Below are 19926 nucleotides of genomic sequence, written 5' to 3'. Positions count from 1 at the left end.
CGACCGGTCGCGACCCATCCGGGAACTCGGCCGCGGCGCGGGTCCGCGGGGCCGAGCGGGCCCGCAGATCCAGCTCGGACGGTCGGCGGCCCCTGCAGCAGGCGGGGGCCCCCTGACGGGCCGCAGCATCTGCACCGGGCGCCATCGGGAGGCGGGAACTGCGGTCTGGGCTCGCGTTCAGTTCGCCCGTTGACGACGCCGGGTGGGCTGTTCCCATGGGGCGGAACCCTGGCCCGGATGGGGGCGGATCGACCTGCCCCATGCCGGCAGAGCGCGAGAAGCGATCGCCAGCCGCCGGTAGGCGCTGCTGGGCGTGGCTGCCGGCGACCGATGGGGGCTAGCATCCGTCCATGCTTCGCGCCGCCCTCACAGCCGCCCTGCTCGTTGCCCCGCCGAGCCTTCCCCAGACCCCGGTCCCGCGCCTCTTGATCGAGGCTGCTGACGGCTCCCTCTCCGAGACAACTGCGGACAGTCTGCCGGCCGACGGCCGCGCGGACCTGGGCGGCCTGGTCCTGCGTGTGGCCGACACATCGGTGCCCGACCCGCCCCCGATCAGGGAGCGCGCGGAGGTCGTCCTGGTGGGCGGCGACCGGTTGCGCGGCGCCATCGCCGGAGGCGAGGACGAGAGCCTGCTGTTCGAGCTGGCAACCGGGATCCTCGTGCCCCTGCCCATCGACGCGATCGAGTCCCTGATCTTCTCCGGCCGCCTGCCGCGTGACCCGGGAGTTGCCGTGGAGGCGCCCTCCGAGGGCGATCGCCTCTACCGACTGGTCGGCAATCGGCTCGACCGCGTCGATGGCGCTGTGGCGGGCTTCTCGGCCGAGGGCGTCCGGTTCGACGGGGTCGTGGGGGCCTCACGCTTCAGTTGGGAAGAGGTCGCGGCGCTCTTCGTGGAGCCCCTCGGGGATCTGGACGAGGGGCCGACGCTGACGTCGCCGGTGGCCGTCGACCTGGCCGACGGCTCGCGCCTGCGCGGTGACCTCGAGCGCATCGATCGCGACGGCGTCGAGCTCCGGGTCCAGCCGGCCGGCGTGCCGATCTTCCTGCGCTGGCGGGCGGTCGCGGAGGTCTCCGTCGCCGACGGACGCCTGCGCTACCTTTCCGAACTCGCGCCTGACGTGGCGGTGGACGCGTCTCCGTTCGGCGATGACCTCGGCATGGTTTGGCCCCACAACATCGATCGCGCCGTGACCGGCGGGCCGCTGCTGGCGGGCGGCGTGTTGTGGACGCGCGGCATCGGCGTGCACGCGCCAAGTCGCCTGGAATACGTCCTGGACGGTGATTACCGCGAGCTGCGCGGTTCGGTATCCCTGGACGATTCCGTGCTCGAGCTTTCGGCCCGCGGATCGGTGAAGTTCCGCATCGAGGCCGACGGCGAACTCCTGTGGGAGAGCGCGATCCAGCGCGGCGGCGATCCCGTGCGCCGACTGCCGACGCTCTCGCTCGAGGGGGTCTCGCGCCTGGCTCTGATCGTCGACGAGGCCGACGAGCGCCACGTGGCCGACCGGGCCGATTGGCTGCGCCTGCGCCTGGTCCGCTGATGGCCCCGTCCGCGAAGAGCCCCGCCCGCTGAGAGCCCTAGACCGAGCGCGCTGCCACGCCCTCGTCGACGGCGCCCGTCTGGGGCACTTCGATCCAGGCGATGGCGCGGTTGCCACCGCCCGTCTTGGCGGCGCGGAGGGCCTGCTCCGCCCGGCGACGGAGCTCGTCGGCGGTCGGGACGTTGGAGCCATCAAAGGTGGCGTAGCCCAGGCTCCCGGTGACCGAGAGCGGGGCGCCCGAGCGGCCACTGATCTGGCCCGAGAGGCGCTCGATCTGCGTCAGAAGTCGGCGCACGACGCCGCTGGCGTCGCTGGGCGACGTGAAGGGCAGCAGCACGGCGAACTCGTCCCCGCCCAGGCGCCCGGCGATGTCCTCCGTACGCAGGCTCTGGCGCACGACGCTGCCGACCTCGGAGATCAGCTGGTCGCCGACGGTGTGGTCGTGGATCTTGTTCACGGACCCGAAGTTGTCCAGGTCGATCAAGGCCAGGGTCAGGGCCAGGCCGTGGCGCTGGGCCGCGGAGAACTGCTCGGACAGGCGCGACTGGAAGGCCTGGGGCCGCAGCAGGTCGGTTCGGTCGTCGTGGCTGGCACGGTGGCGCAGGTCGTCGACCTCGTGCCGTAGGCGCGATTCGGCCAGGAGCCGGTCGATCCGCAGGCGGAACTCTTCGGCGCTGGCCTCGCGATCGACCAGGTCCCAGGCGGGGGCATGCAGGGCGCGCACGGCCCGCTGCCAGGCAGCCGAATGCTCGGAGTCCCGCACCACCAGCATCGGGACCAGTTGGGGCTCCTCGCGGGCGCGATCCAGCGCCCCGAGCTCGTGGAAGCCCTCGGGCGAGAGCATGTCGACCACCATCAGGGTCGGCCGGGCCCGATTCAGGCGTTCGAGGCTGTGCTTGAGGCTTTGCGAGCACTCGATGCGAAAGCCAGCGGCGGCGAGGGGGCGCAGGGCCTTGAGGATGCCGGCGCCTCGGTGGTCGCAGACCAGGATCGTGCTCGTTTCGTGCATTCTTTCGGTCGGGTGGGGGGGGGCAACCCCGACGCGGCGGCCGATTATGCGTCGACGGCTCCCTGGCGACGAGACTCGAAACGGGCCTTCCGACTCCGGATTGCGGGGGCCGCGGCGCCCAAGGGGTTTGCATTTGTTGGCCGCGGACGACCGGGCGCCGAGCGGCCCCTGCGATGGGGTTGGTCTGGCTTGCAGTCGTCCAGCAAGTTGCCGGTCGAGGGTCGTCTGGCCGTTGGCGGGCCGCCCGGCGACCGCCGGTTCGAGCGGCCTCGAATCGGCGTCGACATGCGTCGCCAGGGCCACGGAGCCCAAGCGCTCGATTGACTGTGGAGAGGCCGTCGCTATTCTTGTCGGCCCTCTCCTCCGGAATCGGTCCCCTCGGACTGCCTCCGGGGGCTCCTGGCCCGGTCTCGTGGGGGACCGTGGCGCCCCTTCGCGAGAGCAGCTCCCCTGGAGCCCACCGCGATCCGGCGCCCGCCCCGCACCCCGTCGTTGATCCGGCGACGTGGGTGGCAAGGCCGCGCGGGGCCCTCGGGTGTGATTCGAGCGTGTCGTTCCGGGGGCCGGCGTTCGGGCTGTGCGACGGTTCGCATCTCCCGCCGCCACATCTGCTTCCATCGAACTACCTCAACCCGCGCGCCGACTGCCCCGCTGCAGCGGCCGCCGGTCACGACCCCCGGATCCGGGGAGATCACGGTCCCTACCCCATGAACGTCACCGTTCAAGAACTCATCGACTCGGGCGTGCACTTCGGCTGCCACGTCTCGCGCTGGAACCCGAAGATGGCGCCCTACATCCAGGCGCGCCGCAACCTGATCCACATCATCGACCTGCGCGAGACCGTGCGCGGTCTCCTGCGGGCGCGGAACTTCCTCTACCACATGGCCGCCGAGGGCGCCCAGGTCCTGTGGGTCGGCACCAAGCGCCAGGTCAAGGGCGTGGTCCGCGACGCGGGTGAGCGCACCGGCATGCCGGTCGTGACCGAGCGTTGGATCGGCGGCACCCTGACCAACTTCAGCGTGATCCGCAGCCGCCTGCGCCGCCTCGAGGAGCTCGAGCGCATGGAGGAGGACGGCTCGATCAAGCAGTTCTCGAAGAAGATGGTCGCGTCGCTGCGCCGCGAGAAGCGCAAGATCGAGCGCAACCTCGGTGGCGTGCGCGAGATGAGCGGCATCCCCGGCGCGCTGTTGGTGATCGACCCCAGCCGCGAGGCGAACGCGGTGCGCGAGGCCAAGAAGATGGGCCTGGCCGTGATCGGCATCCTCGACACGGACTGCGATCCCGAGGGCATCGACATCATCATCCCCGGCAACGACGACGCGCTGAAGTCGGTGCGCCTGCTGGTCGAGAACCTGGTCTCGGCCGTCGAGGAAGGTGCCGCCAACGCTCGCGAGAGCCTGGCCGCGGTGGGTTCGGCCCAGCGCAACGAGGACGCGCCCGTCGGCGACGAGCCGCGCCCGACGCGCGGCAACGTGCCGCCCCCGCGCCGCGCGGACGAGACGCCGGTCGCCGGTGGTTCGGCCGCCGCTGCGGGCGCCCCCAAGCCTGTCGAAGCCGCTACTTCGGCTGAAGTCGCTTCCGCTTCGCCGTCGACCGTCGACCGTCCCGCGGCCAATGCGGACGCGGCGGAGTTGAACGCGCCGGCCACGCCCGTCAAGAGCGTCGAGGCCGACAAGGACTGATCCGAGGAAGAGGGCGCGTGATCATCGATCGCGCGCCCGTTCCTGCCACGCGCCCGGGATCGCCCCGACGGCCACCCCTCGCGGGCGGGCCTCGGCGGCTCAGTCCCGGTGGCTGGCTCCACGAAGGGCGGCTGCATCGAAGCCGGTGCGACCGCGACCGTAACCCACGATTCACCCGACACCCGGGTCGACAGCGTCGGCACAGCCGGCCTGGAGATCCATCAGGAGACGAGCACCATGGCCATTACGGCTGCATTGGTCCGCGAGCTGCGCGAGAAGACCGGCGCGGCGATGATGGACTGCAAGAAGGCCCTCGAGGCCTCGGGCGGCGACCTCGAAGGCGCCGTCGACCATCTGCGCAAATCCGGCCTGAAGACCGCCGCCAAGAAGGCCGATCGTGACACCTCCGAGGGTCGCGTGGCGGCCAAGATCGGTGACGACGCCCGCTGTGGTTCGCTGATCGCGATCCGCTGCGAGACCGACTTCGTGGCCAACACGGAGGACTTCACCACCCTGATGCGTGACCTCGCCGAGACCGCCTTCAACGGCGACCTGCCCTCGGGTGAGGAAGCCGCCGCGGCCTTCTCGAGCATGACCGTCGATAACGGCGTCACGGTCGAGGAGCACGTGCAACAGGCCATCGGGAAGCTCGGCGAGAACATCCGGGTCGCCGACGCCGCGCGCTTCACGACCTCAGACGGCTACGTCGGGTCCTACGTGCACCACAACCATCGGGTCGGCGCCCTTGCGGCGATCAAGTCCCAGGCGGACGCCGACAAGGTCAAGGCGATGCTCGTGCGACTGTGCCAGCACATCGCCGCCTCCAAGCCGGCCTACCTGCACGCCGCGGATGTCCCCGGCGACGTGATCGAGCGCGAGCGTGAGGTCTTCCGCGACAGCGACGAGCTCGCCAAGAAGCCCGCGGAAATGCGCGAGAAGATCATCGACGGCAAGATGAGCAAGTTCTTCTCCGATCGCTGCCTGGTGGACCAGGCCTGGATCTTCGACGACAAGCTCACGGTCGCCAAGGCCGTCAAGGCCGAGCTGGGTGGGGACTCCGAGGTGGAGTTCTTCTCCCTGATGGAAGTGTGATCGAGCCAGGTCGCCATACCTGACCACCAAGCGCGGTCCGACCGTCCCCGACGGTTGGGCCGCGCGTCGTATCACGACCGCGGCGGCAGAGCCGACTGTGGCGCCGACCGTGGCGCCGACCGTGGCGCCGACCGCGGGCCCCGACCATCCCGACTCTCGCAGCCCCCCACGAGACTCCCCCGATGCCCTACCAGCGCGTTCTCCTCAAGCTCTCCGGCGAGGCCCTCGGCGATCCCCAAACCGGCCACGGACTCGATACCGACGCAGTCAAGCGCGTGGCGGCGCAGGTCGCCCACGTGGCCAGCCTGGGCGTCCAGGTCGCTCTGGTCTGCGGTGGGGGCAACATCCTGCGCGGGGCCCAGTTCAGCGAGCTGGGCACCAACCGGGCCAGCGCGGACTACATGGGTATGCTCGGCACCGTGATCAACGGCGTCGCGTTGAGCGAGGCGATCGAGGCCGCCGGCGCACCGACGCGCCTGATGACGGCGCTCGAGATTCGTGAGGTGGCCGAGCCGTTCGTGCGGCGTCGGGCCCTACGGCATCTGGAGCGAGGCCGGGTGGTGATCCTGGGCGGAGGAACCGGCAACCCCTTCTTCACCACCGACACGGCGGCGGCCCTGCGAGCGTCGGAGCTGAGCTGCGAGGTCCTGCTCAAGGCGACCAAGGTCGACGGCGTTTACACCGCCGACCCCAAGCTCGATCCGAGCGCGGAGCGCCTGCCCCGGCTGACCTACATGCAAGTGCTCGAGCGCGGCCTCAAGGTCATGGACGGCACCGCGATCACCCTCTGCATGGAGCGAGGCCTGCGGATCCTGGTCTTCGACCTGTTCCGCGAGGGCAACATCGAGCGCGCCATCCGCGGCGAGAACTTGGGCACGTTGATCCAGGCCTGATCGTCGGCGCATGAGCGGCCCCGGCCTCGGGGCTTGGCCCCGAACCCGTGACGGTTCGGTCGTGAACTTGGACCGCCCCGAGGTGGCTCCGGCGAACCCGCGAGCTAGGATGGGGACCCCCGGCGCCGATTCGAGCGCCCAGACGCAGGAAGAGCAATCCAATGGCTGACTCCGAGACGATCAAGGAGACCAAGCAGCGCTTCGACAAGGCGCTGTCTCACCTGACCGAGATGCTGCGCGGCATCCGCACCGGACGCGCCAGCTCGGCGCTGGTCGACAACATCAAGGTCGACTACTACGGGACGCCGACGCCCATCGCCCAGCTCGCCTCGGTGACCATCCCCGATGCGCGCACCCTGGCGATCAAGCCCTTCGACGCCTCGGTGATGAAGGAGATCGAGAAGGCCCTCTCCAAGGCCGACCTCGGAGCAGCGCCTCAGGACGACGGCAAGGTCGTACGCATCACCCTGCCGCCCCTGTCCGGTGAGCAGCGCGAGAAGTTCGCGCACAAGGTCAAGGACATCTGCGAAGAGGCACGCGTCGCCATGCGGAACGTCCGCCGCGACATGAACAAGCATGCCGACCAGCAGAAGAAGGACGGCGACCTGACCGAGGACGACCACAAGAAGCTGGTCGACGAGATCCAGGTCCTGCTCAAGGAGTGGGAGAAGAAGGTCGACGCGGTCTACGAGAAGAAGGTCGCCGAGATCATGGAGTAGGGCCGAGGGCCGACTCCCGCGCGCCGGCGCCGATTCCGATGCGCTGGTGCCGATTCCGATGCGATCGTGCCGACGCCTCGCGAGCCCCGGGCTCGCGAGGCGTCGTCGGTTTCCGCGGTGTCGCTGGTGCGGGCGCCGCGCTGAGAGAGGCCGGCCGCATTGCCTCGACCGGGGCTGCTCGCAATCGCACTCGTGGCTCTCGGTTCGGCTGGCCGGACTTGAACTGCCGCGAGCTGTGTTTGCGCTGCCGCGAGTGGAGACCAGCGTGGGGGCCGGCGGCGATCGAAGGTCGGGGGCGGATCGGTCGGTGGTGGACCGGGTCGGGGCCTCGCTCCCGCCGACCCGGTGGGTTCCGGGGGCGCGGCTTCGTGCTCCGCGGATCCGAGGGAATCGGGAGTCTGGGAGGCTTCCATCGCCGGATTCGATTCCCTATGCTTTCGCCCCCGACCGACGGTTCGCCGCCGGTCGGACGGTGGGCGCATAGCTCAGCTGGCAGAGCAACTGGCTTTTAACCAGTAGGTCCCAGGTTCGATCCCTGGTGCGCTCACCACCTACCTCCCCGGTGCGGGTCCTCCCCCGGGTCGAGCCGATCGGTGATTTCGATCAGGGCACGTAGGACGGGTGAACTGAACCCAGGCGTGTGGACGCTACTCGCCGACCGCGGCGACGCCCGCCGTTACCGGTTTCTGGGTCGAGGGATCCCTCGGCGGGGTCGGCGTCGCGGTGCGCCAGCCACCCAGGGCGTCGTAGGCGCGCTCCCAGAAGCTGATGCGCGCGACCCCGCCTGCGCCGGCCGCGGCGAACGCGAGGATGGTTCCGAGTCCGCCCAGTACGCCGACGAGGACACCCTGAACCAGGGCTACTCCGACCAAGATTGCGAAGTGGGCCAGGCCCGCGCGGGTGGCGGCGCCGGGGTCGGAGCGCATCAGGCGCCAGGCGTGTTGCAGCGCCGACACCGGACCGCGTCCGTTGTGAACGCAGCTCATCAGCGCGATCTGCGCCGTCACTTCGACCACGGCCAGGTAGAGGAAGACCAGGAGCACGATCAGGACAAAGGCCGACCAGACAATCGGCTCGAGTCCAGGCGCCCAGTTGCTGGTGTTGACCGCTGCGGCCGACGGCAGCACCAGGAAGCCCGTGATCGCAGCCAGACCCAGGCAGTAGCGGGCGACCAGGACACCGAAACAGTCCTGGGCCCGCGATTCGCCGCTCTTGCCCAGGGCTTTCAGGGACGGCTCGTCCTCGCCAAGCTCGCCGTCGGTCCGCTCCAGGCGGCCGACCTTGCGGTCGGCTTCGACGATCAGGCCGGCGATGGCGCTGGCCTGGAGCCGCATCCAGAGCAAGGCCAGGGCGATGGCGGTGACCGCGATCTGCAGATTGCCCTGGCCCAGGTTGAACTCGACCCCGCTGAAGGGGCTGACCACCCCCTGGCCGTCGCTGATCATCAAGCCGTCGCCGCGCAGGTGCGGGACGTAGCCGAAGACCGGGACGAGCAAGCCGGCGATCCACGCCGCACGCGGCCGACTGGCGACCCGCAGGGCCTCGACCAGGGCCGCGTAGACCTGCTCGCGCGGCAGCCTGCTCGGAACGCCCTCGGGTCGATCGGCCATGGGCGTGGGGTCAGACGGCTGCCAGGTTGCCGGTTCCGGCACAGGCGGCCTCGACGTCCTCGATCTCCTTGGGGATCGCGGCAGTCAGGTTCTCGTAGCCGCTCTCGGTGACCAGGATGTCGTCCTCGATCCGGATGCCGATCCCGCGCCAGCGGGCCTCGACGGTCTCGTCGTCCGGCGCCACGTAGAGCCCCGGTTCGACCGTCAGGACCATCCCCGGCTGCAGCTTCCGCGACTGGCCGGCGAGGTGGTAGCGACCCTGGTCGTGGACGTCGAGCCCCAGCCAGTGACCGGTGCGGTGCATGTAGAAGCGCCGGTAGGAGCCGCTCTCGACGACCTCGTCGACGCTGCCCTGCACCAGACCGAGCTCGACCAGCCCCGCACACAGGGCGCGGGTGGCGACGTCGTGCACCGACTCGAAGGTGACGCCCTTGCGGACGTGCTCGATGGCCTGCTTCTGGGCGTCGAGCACGACCTGGTACAGGGCTCGCTGCTCCGCGCTGAAGTGACCGTCGACCGGGAAGGTGCGCGTCACGTCCGAGGCGTAGAAGTCCATCTCGCAGCCCGCATCGATCAACAGGAGGTCGCCCGCCTTCAAGGGACGGTCGTTCTCGATGTAGTGCAGGATGCAGGCGTTGGCCCCACCCGCGACGATGTTGGTGTAGGCGGCACCGGTGCCACCGCGGCGACGGAAGGTGTACTCGAGCAGGCCGTCGATGGCCGCCTCGTTCACGCCGGGCGCGGTCTCGGCCATGGCGGCGGTGTGCGCCTCGGTGGTGACCGCGGCGGCGCGGCGCATGATCTCGAGCTCGCTCTCGGTCTTGAACAGGCGCAGTTCGTGCAGCGTCTCGAGCGGATCGATCCACTCCAACGGCGGCTGGACGCCACCGCGCGCCTGACGCCGCAGCACCTTGGCCGCGTCCATCATCTTGCGGTCGCGTCCCTCGTCGCGGCCCAGGGCGTAGACGATGTCGCGGTAGCCCTTCAACAGCTCCGGCAGGTCGTCCCAGAGCTTCTCGATCGGCCGCGCCTCGTCCACACCGAGCACTTCCGAGGCACGCTCCACGCCCAGGCGTAGACCGGTCCAGACTTCTTCCTCGGGCACCCGCCGGCGCAGGAACAGCACCGACTCGCCCTCCTCGCGATCGGGCAGGAGCAGCAGACAGCAGTCGGGCTCACGGAAGCCGGTCAGGTACCAGAAGTCGCTGTCCGGCCGGAAGCGGTACTCCGCGTCGTGGTTGCGGGTCTTCTCGGTGGCCGTGAAGATCACCGCCGCAGCGTCCTGCTCGCGCAGGAGGTCGAGGAAGCGGCGGCGATGGTCGGCGTAGGGTCGGCTCTTGCTCATGGTCTCGCGGGGGGGAGGGGACGGGGCGGGCAGTCTAACCGGGCTCCAGCGGACGTCGCGCGCGGGGCGGGACGCGGTAGGCGCGGGCCGGGACCGTCGTCATCCCGCCTGCGCTGCGCTCGGGGCCGCCGTGGATTCTCAGCGAGCGCCTTCGCCGCGCTCCAGGGCGAAGTGTTCGACGGCGCCGGTCAGGGCCGCCAGTCGCGGCCCGCGGCTCGCGGGGTCGGTCAGATCCACCCGCAGCGGCGCGGTGACGCCCGCCGCCGGGGCACGGGGGTCGGTGACGGTCGAGCAGGCCACGCCCAACAGGCGCGAGAAGGCCGTCGCCAGGCCGCCCAGCTCGGCCGCCGCCGGGTCGCCCGGTGCGACCACGAGCAGCAGCCCGGAGTGGGTCAGTCGGCTGTCGAAGGTCGCCGGAGTCGCCGCCGGCCAGGGGGTCGGATCCAGCTCGTTGCGCGCCCAGACCCGGAAGGCCTCGCCGCCCGCTTCAACGCGCACCGGGATCGACTCGCCGATGGTGGGCAGCTTCTCCCAGTTGGCGTACTCCACGCGGGTGCGGAAGCCGATCGGGCAGGGGACCCGCACGGAGAGCTCGACCGGGGCTCCGCCCTCGTGCTCGATCTGCAACTCGACCCCGTCGCCGCGTACGCCGACCTTGAGGCCGACCACTCCCTCGCCGATCCGCAGGCCATGCACGACGACCTCGCGGATGTCGAGGCGGTTGGGACCGGGATCGGTGGGGGGCGCGAGGGAGGGTTCCAGCAGCACGCCCATGGGCAGGGGCTCGAGCCGGCCGTCGCCGAGCACCGCCGTTCCAGCCGGCGCGCCAGGCTGGAGGCGAGCCAAGAGGGCTCGGCCGCGGTCGGGGTCCTGGCGCGCGACCACGGCCGCGTGGCGCCAGGCGTCGCCGTGACGACCCTGGCGCAGGGCGGTCAGGCACAGCCGCTCGCGTCGCGCCACGTCCGGCTGGTCGCCGTCGCGTTCGGCGGCCACCGCCTCCGCCCAATCCGACCAGGGCCCGCCGTCCGTCCAGGCCCCGGGCGCGGCGTCGACCGGAGGCCAGGCCAAGGACGGCGAAACTCCGGCCTCGCCGGGGGGTAGAGCCGCGAAGGCTGCGGAGACGCGCCCCTCGCTGGGCCACTCGATACCCGTCGGTGGACCGATCTCGAGCTCCTGCGCGGCCGCCCGGGCCGTCGAGGAAACGAGGGGCGAAGCCAGCAATACAGCCAACATCGCGGCCCAGAAACCGGTACAGAAGCAGGTGCTCGGGGCTCGATGGATCCGCATGGTCTTGGAGCGGCTAACCTAACCGCATCCGCCGCCGCGCCCATCGCCATGATCAACAAGGACCTACTCGAGATCGTCGCCTGCCCCGAGACCCTCCAGCCCCTGACCGAGGCTGACGGGGCTCTGATCGCCCGCGTCAACGCGGCCATCGCGGGCAGGACCCTGACCAACGTCGGCGGGGAGCGCGTCACCGAGCCCATCGAGGGCGGCCTGCTCCGCGAGGACGGCCAGATCGTCTATCCGATCCGCGACGGCATCCCGGTGCTGCTCGTGGACGAGGGGATCGCCGTCCCGGCGGCCTGAGAGCCAGTCGAGCCCGCCCTCGTGCGCTTCGTTCACCCGAGGTTTCCGGGCCGTGCTGTCAAGCTGGCCTACTGCCTGAACGTCCATCCGGCCAAGGACCTGGATGGCGTCATCGCCGGCGTACGGGAGGTCACCCTGCCCCTGCGCGAGCGGCTCGGCGCCGGCGGGCCGTTCGGCGTGGGCCTCTACCTGCCGGCATCGGTGGCCCTGCCCCTGGCGGCCGAGAACGGCGCCGCGGATCGCGCGCGCCTGGCCGAGGTCCTGGCCGACGGCGATCTGGACCCGTTCACTTTCAACGCCTTCCCCTACGGCGACTTCCACGCCGAGGGGCTGAAGCAGGGCGTCTTCCGGCCCCGCTGGGACGAGGCCGAGCGCGCCGCCTACACGGTCGGCGTTGCGCGCATCGCGGCCGGGCTCCAGCGCCACGATCCGGGCCACGTGTCGATCAGTACCCACGCGGGCATGCATTCGACCGAAGCCCACGCGGCCAAGGCCATCGAGCGCTGCGCGCCCGGCTTCGCCGCGGCCGTGGCGGAACTCGAGGAGCTCGAGCGCGGGGGCGCGCCGCGCATGGTGCTGAGCGTCGAGCCCGAGCCACGCTCCTGCGCCAACGACACGGTGGAGTGGTCCGCCGACGTGCCCCCGACCGTCGACCACGTGGCGCGGGCCCTGGGTGGAGGCTACGTGCGCGAGCGCGTGCGTCGCTACATGGGCCTGTGCCTGGACGCCTGCCACGCCGCCGTGGAGTTCGAGAACCTCGAGCGCGCCTGCGGCGCCGCGAACTCCGTCGGCCTGCCGCTCGGCAAGCTGCAGTTCTCCAGCGCCCTGCGCCTGCCCGACCCCGGCTCTGACGAGTCCGGGCGCGAGCGCCTCCTGGCCCTCGACGAGCCCGTCTACCTGCACCAGGTCACGGCCAAGAGCGAAGGCGGCGGCGTGCTGCGCTGCGGCGACATCGCCGAGCTGGCCGCCCTCGACGAGGCCGGCCGCGAGCGCTGGAACGCCGCGCGCGAGTGGCGCTGCCACTTCCACGTGCCGGTGGATCTCGCGGGCCCCCTCGAAGGCGCCGGTGGCCTGACCACGACCCTGGCCGACGCCGACCAGATGCTGGGCCACCTGCTCGCCGAGCCGCGCCTGTGGGGCCTCGACGAGCTGCACGTGGAGATCGAGACCTACACCTGGAATGTGCTGCCCCACGAAGCACGCGGCACCGGCGCCCTGGTCGACGGCCTCGAGCGCGAGTACGCCCACGTGCTCGCCCGCATCGCCGCCGCCGGTTGGGAACCGCCCCTGCGCTGAGCGGGCCGGCCCCTCGACGACAGCTCCGAGCTCCGATCCCGCGCGCGACCCGACCCCCGTCAATTTAGGCCTGCGCCGCGTTGACAGCCCCCGGTAGGGGACCCTAACTTCTTCGCTTCGCAGGGCGGCAAGCCGCTCGCGCGACCGGTGGCCCCGTCGTCTAGTCAGGCCTAGGACACCAGGTTTTCATCCTGGTAACAGGGGTTCAAATCCCCTCGGGGTCACCACCTCTCTCGCACTCTGCGACATCGAGACTTCGAGCGAACGGCTCACGGGGTCTCCAGGGTGACGACGATCTTCCCGTTGGCCTTGTTGTCGTCCATGAGCGTGTGCGCCTCGCGCAGCTCATCGAATCGGAACACGGGTCCACGCGGGATCGAAAGCGACCCGCTCTGCACCTTCTGGATGTAGGACGAGAGCAAGTCGGCTGTGATGTCGCCTGCGTCCCCGGCGTACGAAGTCAGCTTCACCGCAGTGGGAATGTCGCCCATCGGGTGAAACTGGTCGAGCGTCCAGGACCCTCCGAGGATGCCCGTCATGCAGACGACGCCGCCGCGGCGGGTGCAGCGCAGGGAGTCGAGGAGCGTCGTCGCTCCGATCAGCTCCAAGACGCGGTCGACGCCACCCGGGGCTCGTCGCCTGATCTCTCCGGCGATCTCGCCCGTGTCGACGATCACGTCGTCCGCGCCTGCCGCACGCAGCATGTCCTCCTTCTCCAGCGACCGGGTGGTCGAGATCACGGTCATGTCGGCGTCCTTCGCGAGCGCCAGGGTGGCGAGGCCGACGGAGCTCGTCCCACCGCGAATGAGGAGCGTCTCTCCCGCGCGGGCCTCGAGTCCCTTGTGCAGCGACCCGTGGGTCGTCTGCAGCATCTCGGGCAGGGCGGCGAAGTGCGACCAGGGCAGGTCGTTGGGGAGGGCGAACACGCTGTCACGCGGCACCAGGGTCTTCTCCGCGTAGCTGCCGTCGAACTCGCGACCCATGCCACCCATGAGTGCCGCAACGCGCGTGCCGGGGACGAGGTCGGTGCCGCCGGCGTCGAGGACTTCCCCGGTGCACTCGATTCCGAGCACACGAGGGAACCTGACGGAGGGAGAGTCTCCTCGCCGGGTGAACCACTCCGAGCGGTTGAGACCGAACGCGCGGACGTCGATCAGGACCCAACCCTCCTTCGGCGCGGGGTCGGGAGTCGTCTCCAGTTGAAGGGCATCCGGGCCACCGGGGGCGTGGATCACGTAGGCGCGCATGGGGGGGCCGTGCTGCTATGCAACGGCTTCGTGTGGTCGGTCATTCGATCAGGCCGGTGTGAGGGTCAGCTCCCCGCTATCGAGCTCTGGGTTACGGACACCGTGAGCAGAGAGGTGTAACCCTGCCACCTTGCCTCCACTATCTCCTGCCTGCCGGGCTCGAGCGAGTGCCGTTCCGGACGACTCGCCGTCGTCCAACGACGGTGCGTCAACCCCACCAGCGGAGGGTGGATCAGGGAGCTGGCTGCCGTCGCCTGCTGCCGAAGCAGGCTCTGCAAGTGTCGTTGTTGCCGGGGGGGCCGCGTGCGTCCGGTGCCCGCTACACGACCGAGCGCATCGCTTCGCGTTCACCCGGAAGATTGCTCGTCGAACGAGATGGTCACGCCGCCTTGCCGCTCGGCGCGTCGCGCCAGTTCGGCGGCCAAGTCGATGTCGAGGTTCAGGAGACTCGCCAGCTCACCGACCTTGATCCCTGGCCTCGCACGCGCGAGGTCGGCCATCGTGCAATCCAAGGACGAGTCGAGCGGATCGGCGAATCGGACCCTTCGTCCCGCCTCTCTGCCGAGATGGAGCAGACGCTCGTAGCTGTCGAAGTCCTGCGGCCAGCGGTCCTCATCCTCGATGGCGCGAAGCTCCTTCTCGTCCAGGCGTCGCAAGCAGTAGAGGTCGTTCTGGCGCTCCTCGGAGCCGACGAGCCATGCCTGGTCGCAGGCGGTACAGCGTGCGGCCCACAGCCACCAACGCGGCTCACCGCGCCGTCGCACTTCTGCGAGCGTGTCCATCACGTCCTCGTGGGACCACTCACGGTCCTGCTCGAACACCGGTGCGGGAGCGTTGAACGAGCCCATGTCCACGATGTCCCGGTCGCGCAGGCGCACGCAGCGGCAGCGGGGCCCGGGCAACGAGCGCAGGTAGGAGCCCAGCCGCTCGCGCAGCGACCAGACGGCCTCCGCGTCATAGAAGTCCGTCGAGATCAACGCCAGGTGTAGGTCGGCTCCGAGTTGCGTCTGCAGGGTCGGGTCCTGGTAGGCCCATTGCTCGAACGCCGGCGACGGTTCGTCCCCTCGGACGAACCTCCACAGGTGGAGGCGGCTGGGCGCTTTGGGCTGGTCCATGTCCGATTGGGGCCGCTGGCGGGGCTGGCAGCGGCACGCAGCCACTGGGAGCCGCGCCTGCAACTATAGGTCGCCCGTGTCGCCGGTGGGTGGCCTCCTTGCCTCGGCCGGCGTGCGAAGTCAGTTCCCGTAGAGCGGTGGCGGCGGCCCCCGTGGCCACATTCGAGACCACGCGCGTCGGGTTCCTGATTGCCCGGGGGTAGCCAGTGAGGGGATCCGAGGACACGGCCGCGCTGATCACGAGCCGCCGACGAACCAGTCCGCGAGCTTCCCGTCCTCGTCGAACCACACGCAGCGGACGGGCTCGCCGAGGATGAAGATCCAGACCATCGAGGTGATTGAGCGTTCATGGCGGGACCACCCTTCGAGGTAGTAGTCCTCAGGCGCGTTCGCCGGGGCGAGATCGAGCGGGTCTCCGAGTTTCGAGGTCGCTCGGAGATCGCGAAGCTCGAGAGTCGATCGTGCCGTCATCCGAGTCGCATCGGCACTGCTACCGGTGCACCTCGGGGTCTGGGCCGCAGCCATGCTGCGGGGGCCATCGGTCCGAGCGCTCGCTGGACCCACCTGTTGGCAGCCAACTACCCATCGGACGCATGGCCTTCGCTCGCAGAAGAGGGCCGGGGCTCGCCCGATCCGAGCGCCTCGCGGCAGCTCGCCAGGGCCCGCTCGAACTCCGCTCGTCGGGGGTCTCCGACTTCGAGTTGGAGCGCGTAGCCGACCTCGCCCAGCTCCAGCCAGGGCAGGGCCTGGGATTCGAGGCCCTGGGCCTGGAGCGCCAGGCCGATTCGCGCCGCCGACCGGGCGCGCAGGAAGTGGCCCTTGGGGTGGAGCTGCTGGCGGACCTCGAAGCATGCGCGGCTGGCCTGTTCGGCGCCCCGTGCGTCGCCGGCGGCGAGGCGTACGGCGGCCAGGTTGTCGAGCAGGCCAGCCAGGTGGGGGTGACCAGGTCCCAGGCTCTTCTCGCCCTCAGCGACGGCGGTAGCCAACTCGTCCGCGGCGGTCTGCAGGTCGCCGATGCCGCCCAACAGCACGGCGTGGTGGCCATCGACTACGTCACGGACTACCAACCGGGCGAGACCGACTACGGACAGGGACCGATCTCGTTGTTCGGCTCGAACCACATGCTCGGCCCGAACAACTCGATCGCGGGCAATCCGGTTCCGTTGACCCTGCGCGGCGGTGGGCTACTGCCCGGCAGCGTCGTCCCGACGTCGGGGAACCAGCAGAACGTCGCCGAGTTCCTCGACAACATCGCGCGCGGCGTGATCGACCTGGGGGCCCTCGACGTGCCCTACCTGTGGCGGGAGGGCAGCGCGTTCGGCGACGGCGATCTGTCCGGCATCGTCGAGGTCGAGCCTGGAACGCGGATCCTCTTCGAACCGTCCGCCGAGGCGTTGGCCTCCTTTCATTCGCGCTTCAATGCCCTGGGAACACCCGACGCGCCGATCGTGCTCGAGGCCGCCGACCCCGCTCAGCCCTGGGCCGGCATCCGCTACAAGGGCAACGACCGCCGACCGAAGCTCGAGCACTGCATCGTTCGCGGGGCCGAGATCGGCGTGGTCGCGTCGGACTCCTACGTGCGGCTCGAGAGCTGTCTCCTGGAGCAGAACGACTTCGGCGCGACCGCGGCGCAGTTCGGGACCTTGGAGGTGGGCAAGACCCGCATCCTCGACAACGCCATCGGGGCGCGCGCCACCGGCCTCGGCAGCGCCCACCTGGAGGCGGATCCCAACCCCAACTGGTTCGAGGGCAACGGCATCGCCGTCCAGAGCGAGGTGCTGAGCGGCGAGCCGGTCGAGGACGAGGCCCAGGGCGCCTACTGGGGCGGCGCCGACGGGCCCCAGCACCCTTCGAACCCCGGCGGCTCCGGGGATCTGGTCGAGGGACCGGTCGGGGTGTTGCGCTTCCTCGCGACGCCGCCCGACTTCGACGACCACCCGCCCGTCGTGCGGGTGCCGCGCATCACCAGCTCGCTGGAGCCGGGTAGCAAGCTGCACCTGCGCTGGACGGTCGAGGACGACGGTGAGATCGTGTCCCATCGCATCGAGTACTCGGCGCACGGCGACAATCCGGGCCTCGCGCCGATCGTCGAGGGGATCTCCGGGCTCGCGCGGTCGTTCGAGGTCACGATCCCCGATCCCGTGCCGTCCTCCAACATCAACCCGTCGGCGTTCCGCATCGTGGCCGTCGACGACGCCGGTCAGGAGGGCTGGAGCGACGTGCTCTTTTTCGACGCGGAGTACGGGGAGCAGCCCTTCGCCTTCGAGACGGACCTTTCCTCGGGCGTCACCGTGGGCCAGCCGTACTCGTTGGCGTGGGGTGGCGTCTGGGGCAACCTGTACCTGCAGCTCGAGGACCTCGGGACCTTCGTCGACCTCGGCTACGGCTTGGAGCAGCCGATGTTCTCCGACCGCGTGCCGGCCGCGAGCACGGACCTGGCGCGCTACGCCCTGTTCTGCGCCGGCGAGGACCGCTGGTACTTCAGCGATAACTTCGAGCTGCGCCCGCACCCATGGATCGGTGACGCGCCGCCGATGGTTGCAATGACCTCGCCGTCGGCGGGGGATGCCTATCACTCCGGCGGCATCGTCGCGGTCACCTGGACGGTCTCCGACGACGAGGCCCTGCGCGGCTTCGACCTCCAGGCCTCCTACGACGGCGGGCGCACCTGGCATTGGCTGATCGACGATCTCCCCGCGACCCAGTTCGCCTACGACTGGCGCCTCTCGTCCAGTGACGGCATCGCCGACGTGCGGGTGCGCGTGATCGCGCGCGACCGACGCGTTCAAGCGAGCTCCGACGGGAGCGACGTGGTCTTCTCCATCGACGGCTGCGGGAACCAGGCCGTCCAGCCAGTGCAGGTTGTCCGCAGCGGGCTGCCGGCCAACCCCGCCGCGCTCCAACCGACGACGGGCGCCGAGCCCGTGGTCGGCTCGATCTGGTCACCCTCGATCGACCACTCGACGTTCGAGCCGGGCGCCGTGGCCGACTTCCTGTTGGTGGGTGCGATCCCCGCCAACCTCCCGTTGGGAGTCGAGGGGACCCTGCTGTGCGATCTCGGCGGACCCTTTGTGCTCCTGTCGGCGACCGCGCCGGGCGCACCGTTCGCCGTGGGCCTGCCCGACACCTGCACCCTCGTCGGGGCATACTTGACCTGCCAGGGGGCTGCGTTGACGCCGACTGCGGGCATCCGGCTCACCAACGGACTCGACATCCTGGTCGGGCAGCCCTGAGGGATCGTCGGCGGGCCGGCTGGGAATGATTCCGCGCCGGCCCGCGCCACTTGCAAGCATCGGCGACCCCAGCTCAGCGAAACGGGAAGAAGTGCGTGGCGCCGCCCGTGGAGTACACCTGGTCCAGGTGCCCTGAAGCCCAACTACGCTCGACGATCGCGTGGGTGTGCGTCGTCTGCCCGTGGTGGCTCAGGACGCCGCCGGCATCCCGCGCGTAGAACCCGACCAGGACGACCCTCTCGTCCTCGCCGGAGAGGCGCCATGGGGCAGGTCCGTCGGGGCGGGCGATCGGGCTGGAGTGGTCGAGGACATGGAACTCGAGCTGGCTCGCGGTGCCCTCGACCCGGAAGGGAAAGGGGTTGGAGTCGATGGACTGATCGGCGGCGACGGACGCGATCCGCTACTCGAGCTCGGCAAGGCTCATGACCGAACCGATCTTGTGCTCACTCCAATCCGCGACGGCGGCGGCGATCAGAAGTGCTGCTCGGTCGCCATCGACAGCGCTGCGGACCAGCAGGCCGTCTACCGATGCGGAGTCCTGGGCCTGGGCGAGGTGGGCGACGCCGCACAGGACCCTGATCTCCCCGACCAGACCCTCCAGGGCCCCGACCGCGACGGTCGTCGGACCAACGACGTCGATGAGGTCGACGCGGCCTTCGGTGCGCCCCTCCCGCAGGACCGTCCGCATCCCGCCCTAGTGTTGCACCGTCGGAACGACACCGGCGGGCCGCTGGTCGGTGGCCAAGGGGCTTGCCGCTTGATCGACGTCGTAGTGCCAGGCGGCGCAGGAGGCGAGGAGAAGCAGGCCGAGGATGGTCGTTCGCATGGCTGGCCAGAGACGGCGGGGCCCATCGGTCTAGTGCGGGCCGCTGCGCGCCCGCGGTACAGGTGCCCAGTGACCAGGCACTCGAGACATGTTCACGGGGACAGCACCGGTCGCTCGTTCCGGGGCTGGACGCTCCGTAGCGGACCTGCTCGAAGCAACTGTCGATCGCGAGGGTGCCCGTACGCAGGGCCGCGGTTGCCGCAGGCCCGAGGGGGGCGCTCATCCTTCGCTCCTGCCCGACTTCTTGCCGCAGTTGACGAGCACGCGTTCAGCGATCTTGACCCGTGCAACTCATCCAGTACTGAGACCGGCCGCCCTCAAGGCGCCGGATACGCGGGCCGGTCGGTCAGGCGCTCGTCGTCGACGGGCTTGCCGACGGCGAAAACGTCTCGACGATCAAGCTCGTCTCGTCGGTGCGGTGGTTGTCGATCGTGTCGATCTGGTCCTTGAGCCTGGCCTCCTCGTAGCGCAGCTAGGTGTCCTTGCGAGCGATGGTCTCCTCGTCGAACTCACGCGCCAGGCGGCCATTGAGGAGTTCGTCTCGCATGCTCCGCACGCGTGCGACGCGCGAGTTCAGGCGGCCGAGGTGACGAGCCGACCGTTCCTGTGCCTTCCACGTGCGCGCTTGGAGAGCCCCCACGAATCAGGCTCGAACCTCCGTTGTCCTCCACGCGGAGCGTGTCGAACAGCGCGAGGACCTGCGCGTCCAAGGCCGCCTCCAACACGCG

At 70.3% G+C, this 19926-nt stretch carries 17 protein-coding genes and 2 tRNA genes; 10 read left to right on the top strand and 9 right to left on the bottom strand.

Annotated features, from left to right (window positions below; all coding sequences use genetic code 11):
- Window positions 1-350: 350 nt before the first annotated feature.
- Window positions 351-1541, top strand: coding sequence for an NPCBM/NEW2 domain-containing protein (locus Pla133_RS15410; RefSeq protein WP_145066782.1), 1191 nt, complete (start codon window positions 351-353; stop codon window positions 1539-1541).
- A 37-nt stretch (window positions 1542-1578) separates the two neighbouring features.
- Here the strand turns inward: Pla133_RS15410 and Pla133_RS26360 are convergent, their stop codons facing one another.
- Window positions 1579-2550 carry a GGDEF domain-containing response regulator gene (locus tag Pla133_RS26360; RefSeq protein ID WP_419191571.1) on the bottom strand — a complete coding sequence of 324 codons (972 nt, stop codon included), beginning with the start codon at window positions 2548-2550 and terminating at the stop codon, window positions 1579-1581.
- Between the two features lie 707 nt (window positions 2551-3257).
- Here Pla133_RS26360 and rpsB point away from each other — a divergent pair.
- The 5 genes from rpsB (at window position 3258) to Pla133_RS15380 (ending at window position 7486) form a co-directional block, all read left to right on the top strand.
- Window positions 3258-4232 carry a 30S ribosomal protein S2 gene (rpsB, locus tag Pla133_RS15400; protein WP_145066777.1) on the top strand — a complete coding sequence of 325 codons (975 nt, stop codon included), beginning with the start codon at window positions 3258-3260 and terminating at the stop codon, window positions 4230-4232.
- A gap of 108 nt (window positions 4233-4340) precedes the next feature.
- Window positions 4341-5324 carry a translation elongation factor Ts gene (tsf, locus tag Pla133_RS15395; RefSeq protein WP_145066775.1) on the top strand — a complete coding sequence of 328 codons (984 nt, stop codon included), beginning with the start codon at window positions 4341-4343 and terminating at the stop codon, window positions 5322-5324.
- Window positions 5325-5506: 182 nt separating this feature from the next.
- Complete coding sequence (pyrH, locus tag Pla133_RS15390; protein WP_145066773.1) at window positions 5507-6217, top strand: UMP kinase; 711 nt, start codon at window positions 5507-5509, stop codon at window positions 6215-6217.
- Window positions 6218-6378: 161 nt separating this feature from the next.
- Window positions 6379-6936 carry a ribosome recycling factor gene (frr, locus tag Pla133_RS15385; RefSeq protein WP_145066771.1) on the top strand — a complete coding sequence of 186 codons (558 nt, stop codon included), beginning with the start codon at window positions 6379-6381 and terminating at the stop codon, window positions 6934-6936.
- A 474-nt stretch (window positions 6937-7410) separates the two neighbouring features.
- Window positions 7411-7486: transfer RNA gene (locus Pla133_RS15380), tRNA-Lys, on the top strand.
- 97 nt (window positions 7487-7583) lie between these two features.
- Here the strand turns inward: Pla133_RS15380 and Pla133_RS15375 are convergent.
- The 3 genes from Pla133_RS15375 to Pla133_RS15365 all read right to left on the bottom strand — a co-directional run bounded on the left by Pla133_RS15375 (window position 7584) and on the right by Pla133_RS15365 (window position 11124).
- Entirely contained in the window at window positions 7584-8546 is a 963-nt protein-coding gene (locus Pla133_RS15375; protein WP_145066769.1) for a hypothetical protein, read from the bottom strand.
- A gap of 10 nt (window positions 8547-8556) precedes the next feature.
- Window positions 8557-9891 carry an aminopeptidase P N-terminal domain-containing protein gene (locus Pla133_RS15370; RefSeq protein WP_145066767.1) on the bottom strand — a complete coding sequence of 445 codons (1335 nt, stop codon included), beginning with the start codon at window positions 9889-9891 and terminating at the stop codon, window positions 8557-8559.
- Window positions 9892-10029: 138 nt separating this feature from the next.
- The gene (locus Pla133_RS15365) at window positions 10030-11124 is read right to left on the bottom strand and encodes a hypothetical protein (RefSeq protein ID WP_145066765.1); all 1095 of its coding nucleotides are present in this window, start codon (window positions 11122-11124) and stop codon (window positions 10030-10032) included.
- A 102-nt stretch (window positions 11125-11226) separates the two neighbouring features.
- On the opposite strand from Pla133_RS15365, the gene Pla133_RS15360 reads away from it, so the two are divergent.
- The 3 genes from Pla133_RS15360 to Pla133_RS15350 all read left to right on the top strand — a co-directional run bounded on the left by Pla133_RS15360 (window position 11227) and on the right by Pla133_RS15350 (window position 13004).
- Complete coding sequence (locus Pla133_RS15360) at window positions 11227-11481, top strand: Trm112 family protein (RefSeq protein WP_145066763.1); 255 nt, start codon at window positions 11227-11229, stop codon at window positions 11479-11481.
- 21 nt (window positions 11482-11502) lie between these two features.
- Window positions 11503-12777 (top strand): metabolite traffic protein EboE, encoded by a 1275-nt coding sequence (gene eboE, locus Pla133_RS15355; RefSeq protein WP_145066761.1) that lies wholly within the window; start codon window positions 11503-11505, stop codon window positions 12775-12777.
- A gap of 149 nt (window positions 12778-12926) precedes the next feature.
- Window positions 12927-13004: transfer RNA gene (locus Pla133_RS15350), tRNA-Glu, on the top strand.
- 42 nt (window positions 13005-13046) lie between these two features.
- Here Pla133_RS15350 and Pla133_RS15345 read toward each other — a convergent pair.
- The 3 genes from Pla133_RS15345 to Pla133_RS15335 all read right to left on the bottom strand — a co-directional run bounded on the left by Pla133_RS15345 (window position 13047) and on the right by Pla133_RS15335 (window position 16206).
- Window positions 13047-14024: a zinc-binding alcohol dehydrogenase family protein gene (locus Pla133_RS15345; RefSeq protein WP_145066759.1), complete on the bottom strand. Its 978-nt coding sequence runs from the start codon at window positions 14022-14024 to the stop codon at window positions 13047-13049.
- Between the two features lie 347 nt (window positions 14025-14371).
- Window positions 14372-15139 (bottom strand): ChaN family lipoprotein, encoded by a 768-nt coding sequence (locus tag Pla133_RS15340; RefSeq protein ID WP_145066756.1) that lies wholly within the window; start codon window positions 15137-15139, stop codon window positions 14372-14374.
- 578 nt (window positions 15140-15717) lie between these two features.
- Entirely contained in the window at window positions 15718-16206 is a 489-nt protein-coding gene (locus Pla133_RS15335) for a tetratricopeptide repeat protein (RefSeq protein ID WP_145066754.1), read from the bottom strand.
- On the opposite strand from Pla133_RS15335, the gene Pla133_RS15330 reads away from it, so the two are divergent.
- The gene (locus Pla133_RS15330; protein WP_145066752.1) at window positions 16177-18372 is read left to right on the top strand and encodes a molybdopterin-binding protein; all 2196 of its coding nucleotides are present in this window, start codon (window positions 16177-16179) and stop codon (window positions 18370-18372) included. The two genes, Pla133_RS15335 and Pla133_RS15330, sit on opposite strands and share 30 nt — an antisense overlap.
- 400 nt (window positions 18373-18772) lie before the next feature.
- Here Pla133_RS15330 and Pla133_RS15325 read toward each other — a convergent pair whose 3' ends face one another.
- Window positions 18773-19060 carry a hypothetical protein gene (locus tag Pla133_RS15325; RefSeq protein WP_145066749.1) on the bottom strand — a complete coding sequence of 96 codons (288 nt, stop codon included), beginning with the start codon at window positions 19058-19060 and terminating at the stop codon, window positions 18773-18775.
- Between the two features lie 6 nt (window positions 19061-19066).
- Entirely contained in the window at window positions 19067-19198 is a 132-nt protein-coding gene (locus Pla133_RS26355; RefSeq protein ID WP_419191570.1) for a hypothetical protein, read from the bottom strand.
- Between the last annotated feature and the right edge of the window lie 728 nt (window positions 19199-19926).

The sequence above is a fragment of the Engelhardtia mirabilis genome, assembly GCF_007748095.1.
GTDB lineage: Bacteria > Planctomycetota > UBA1135 > UBA1135.
This window is presented reverse-complemented; position numbering and strand designations above follow the sequence as displayed.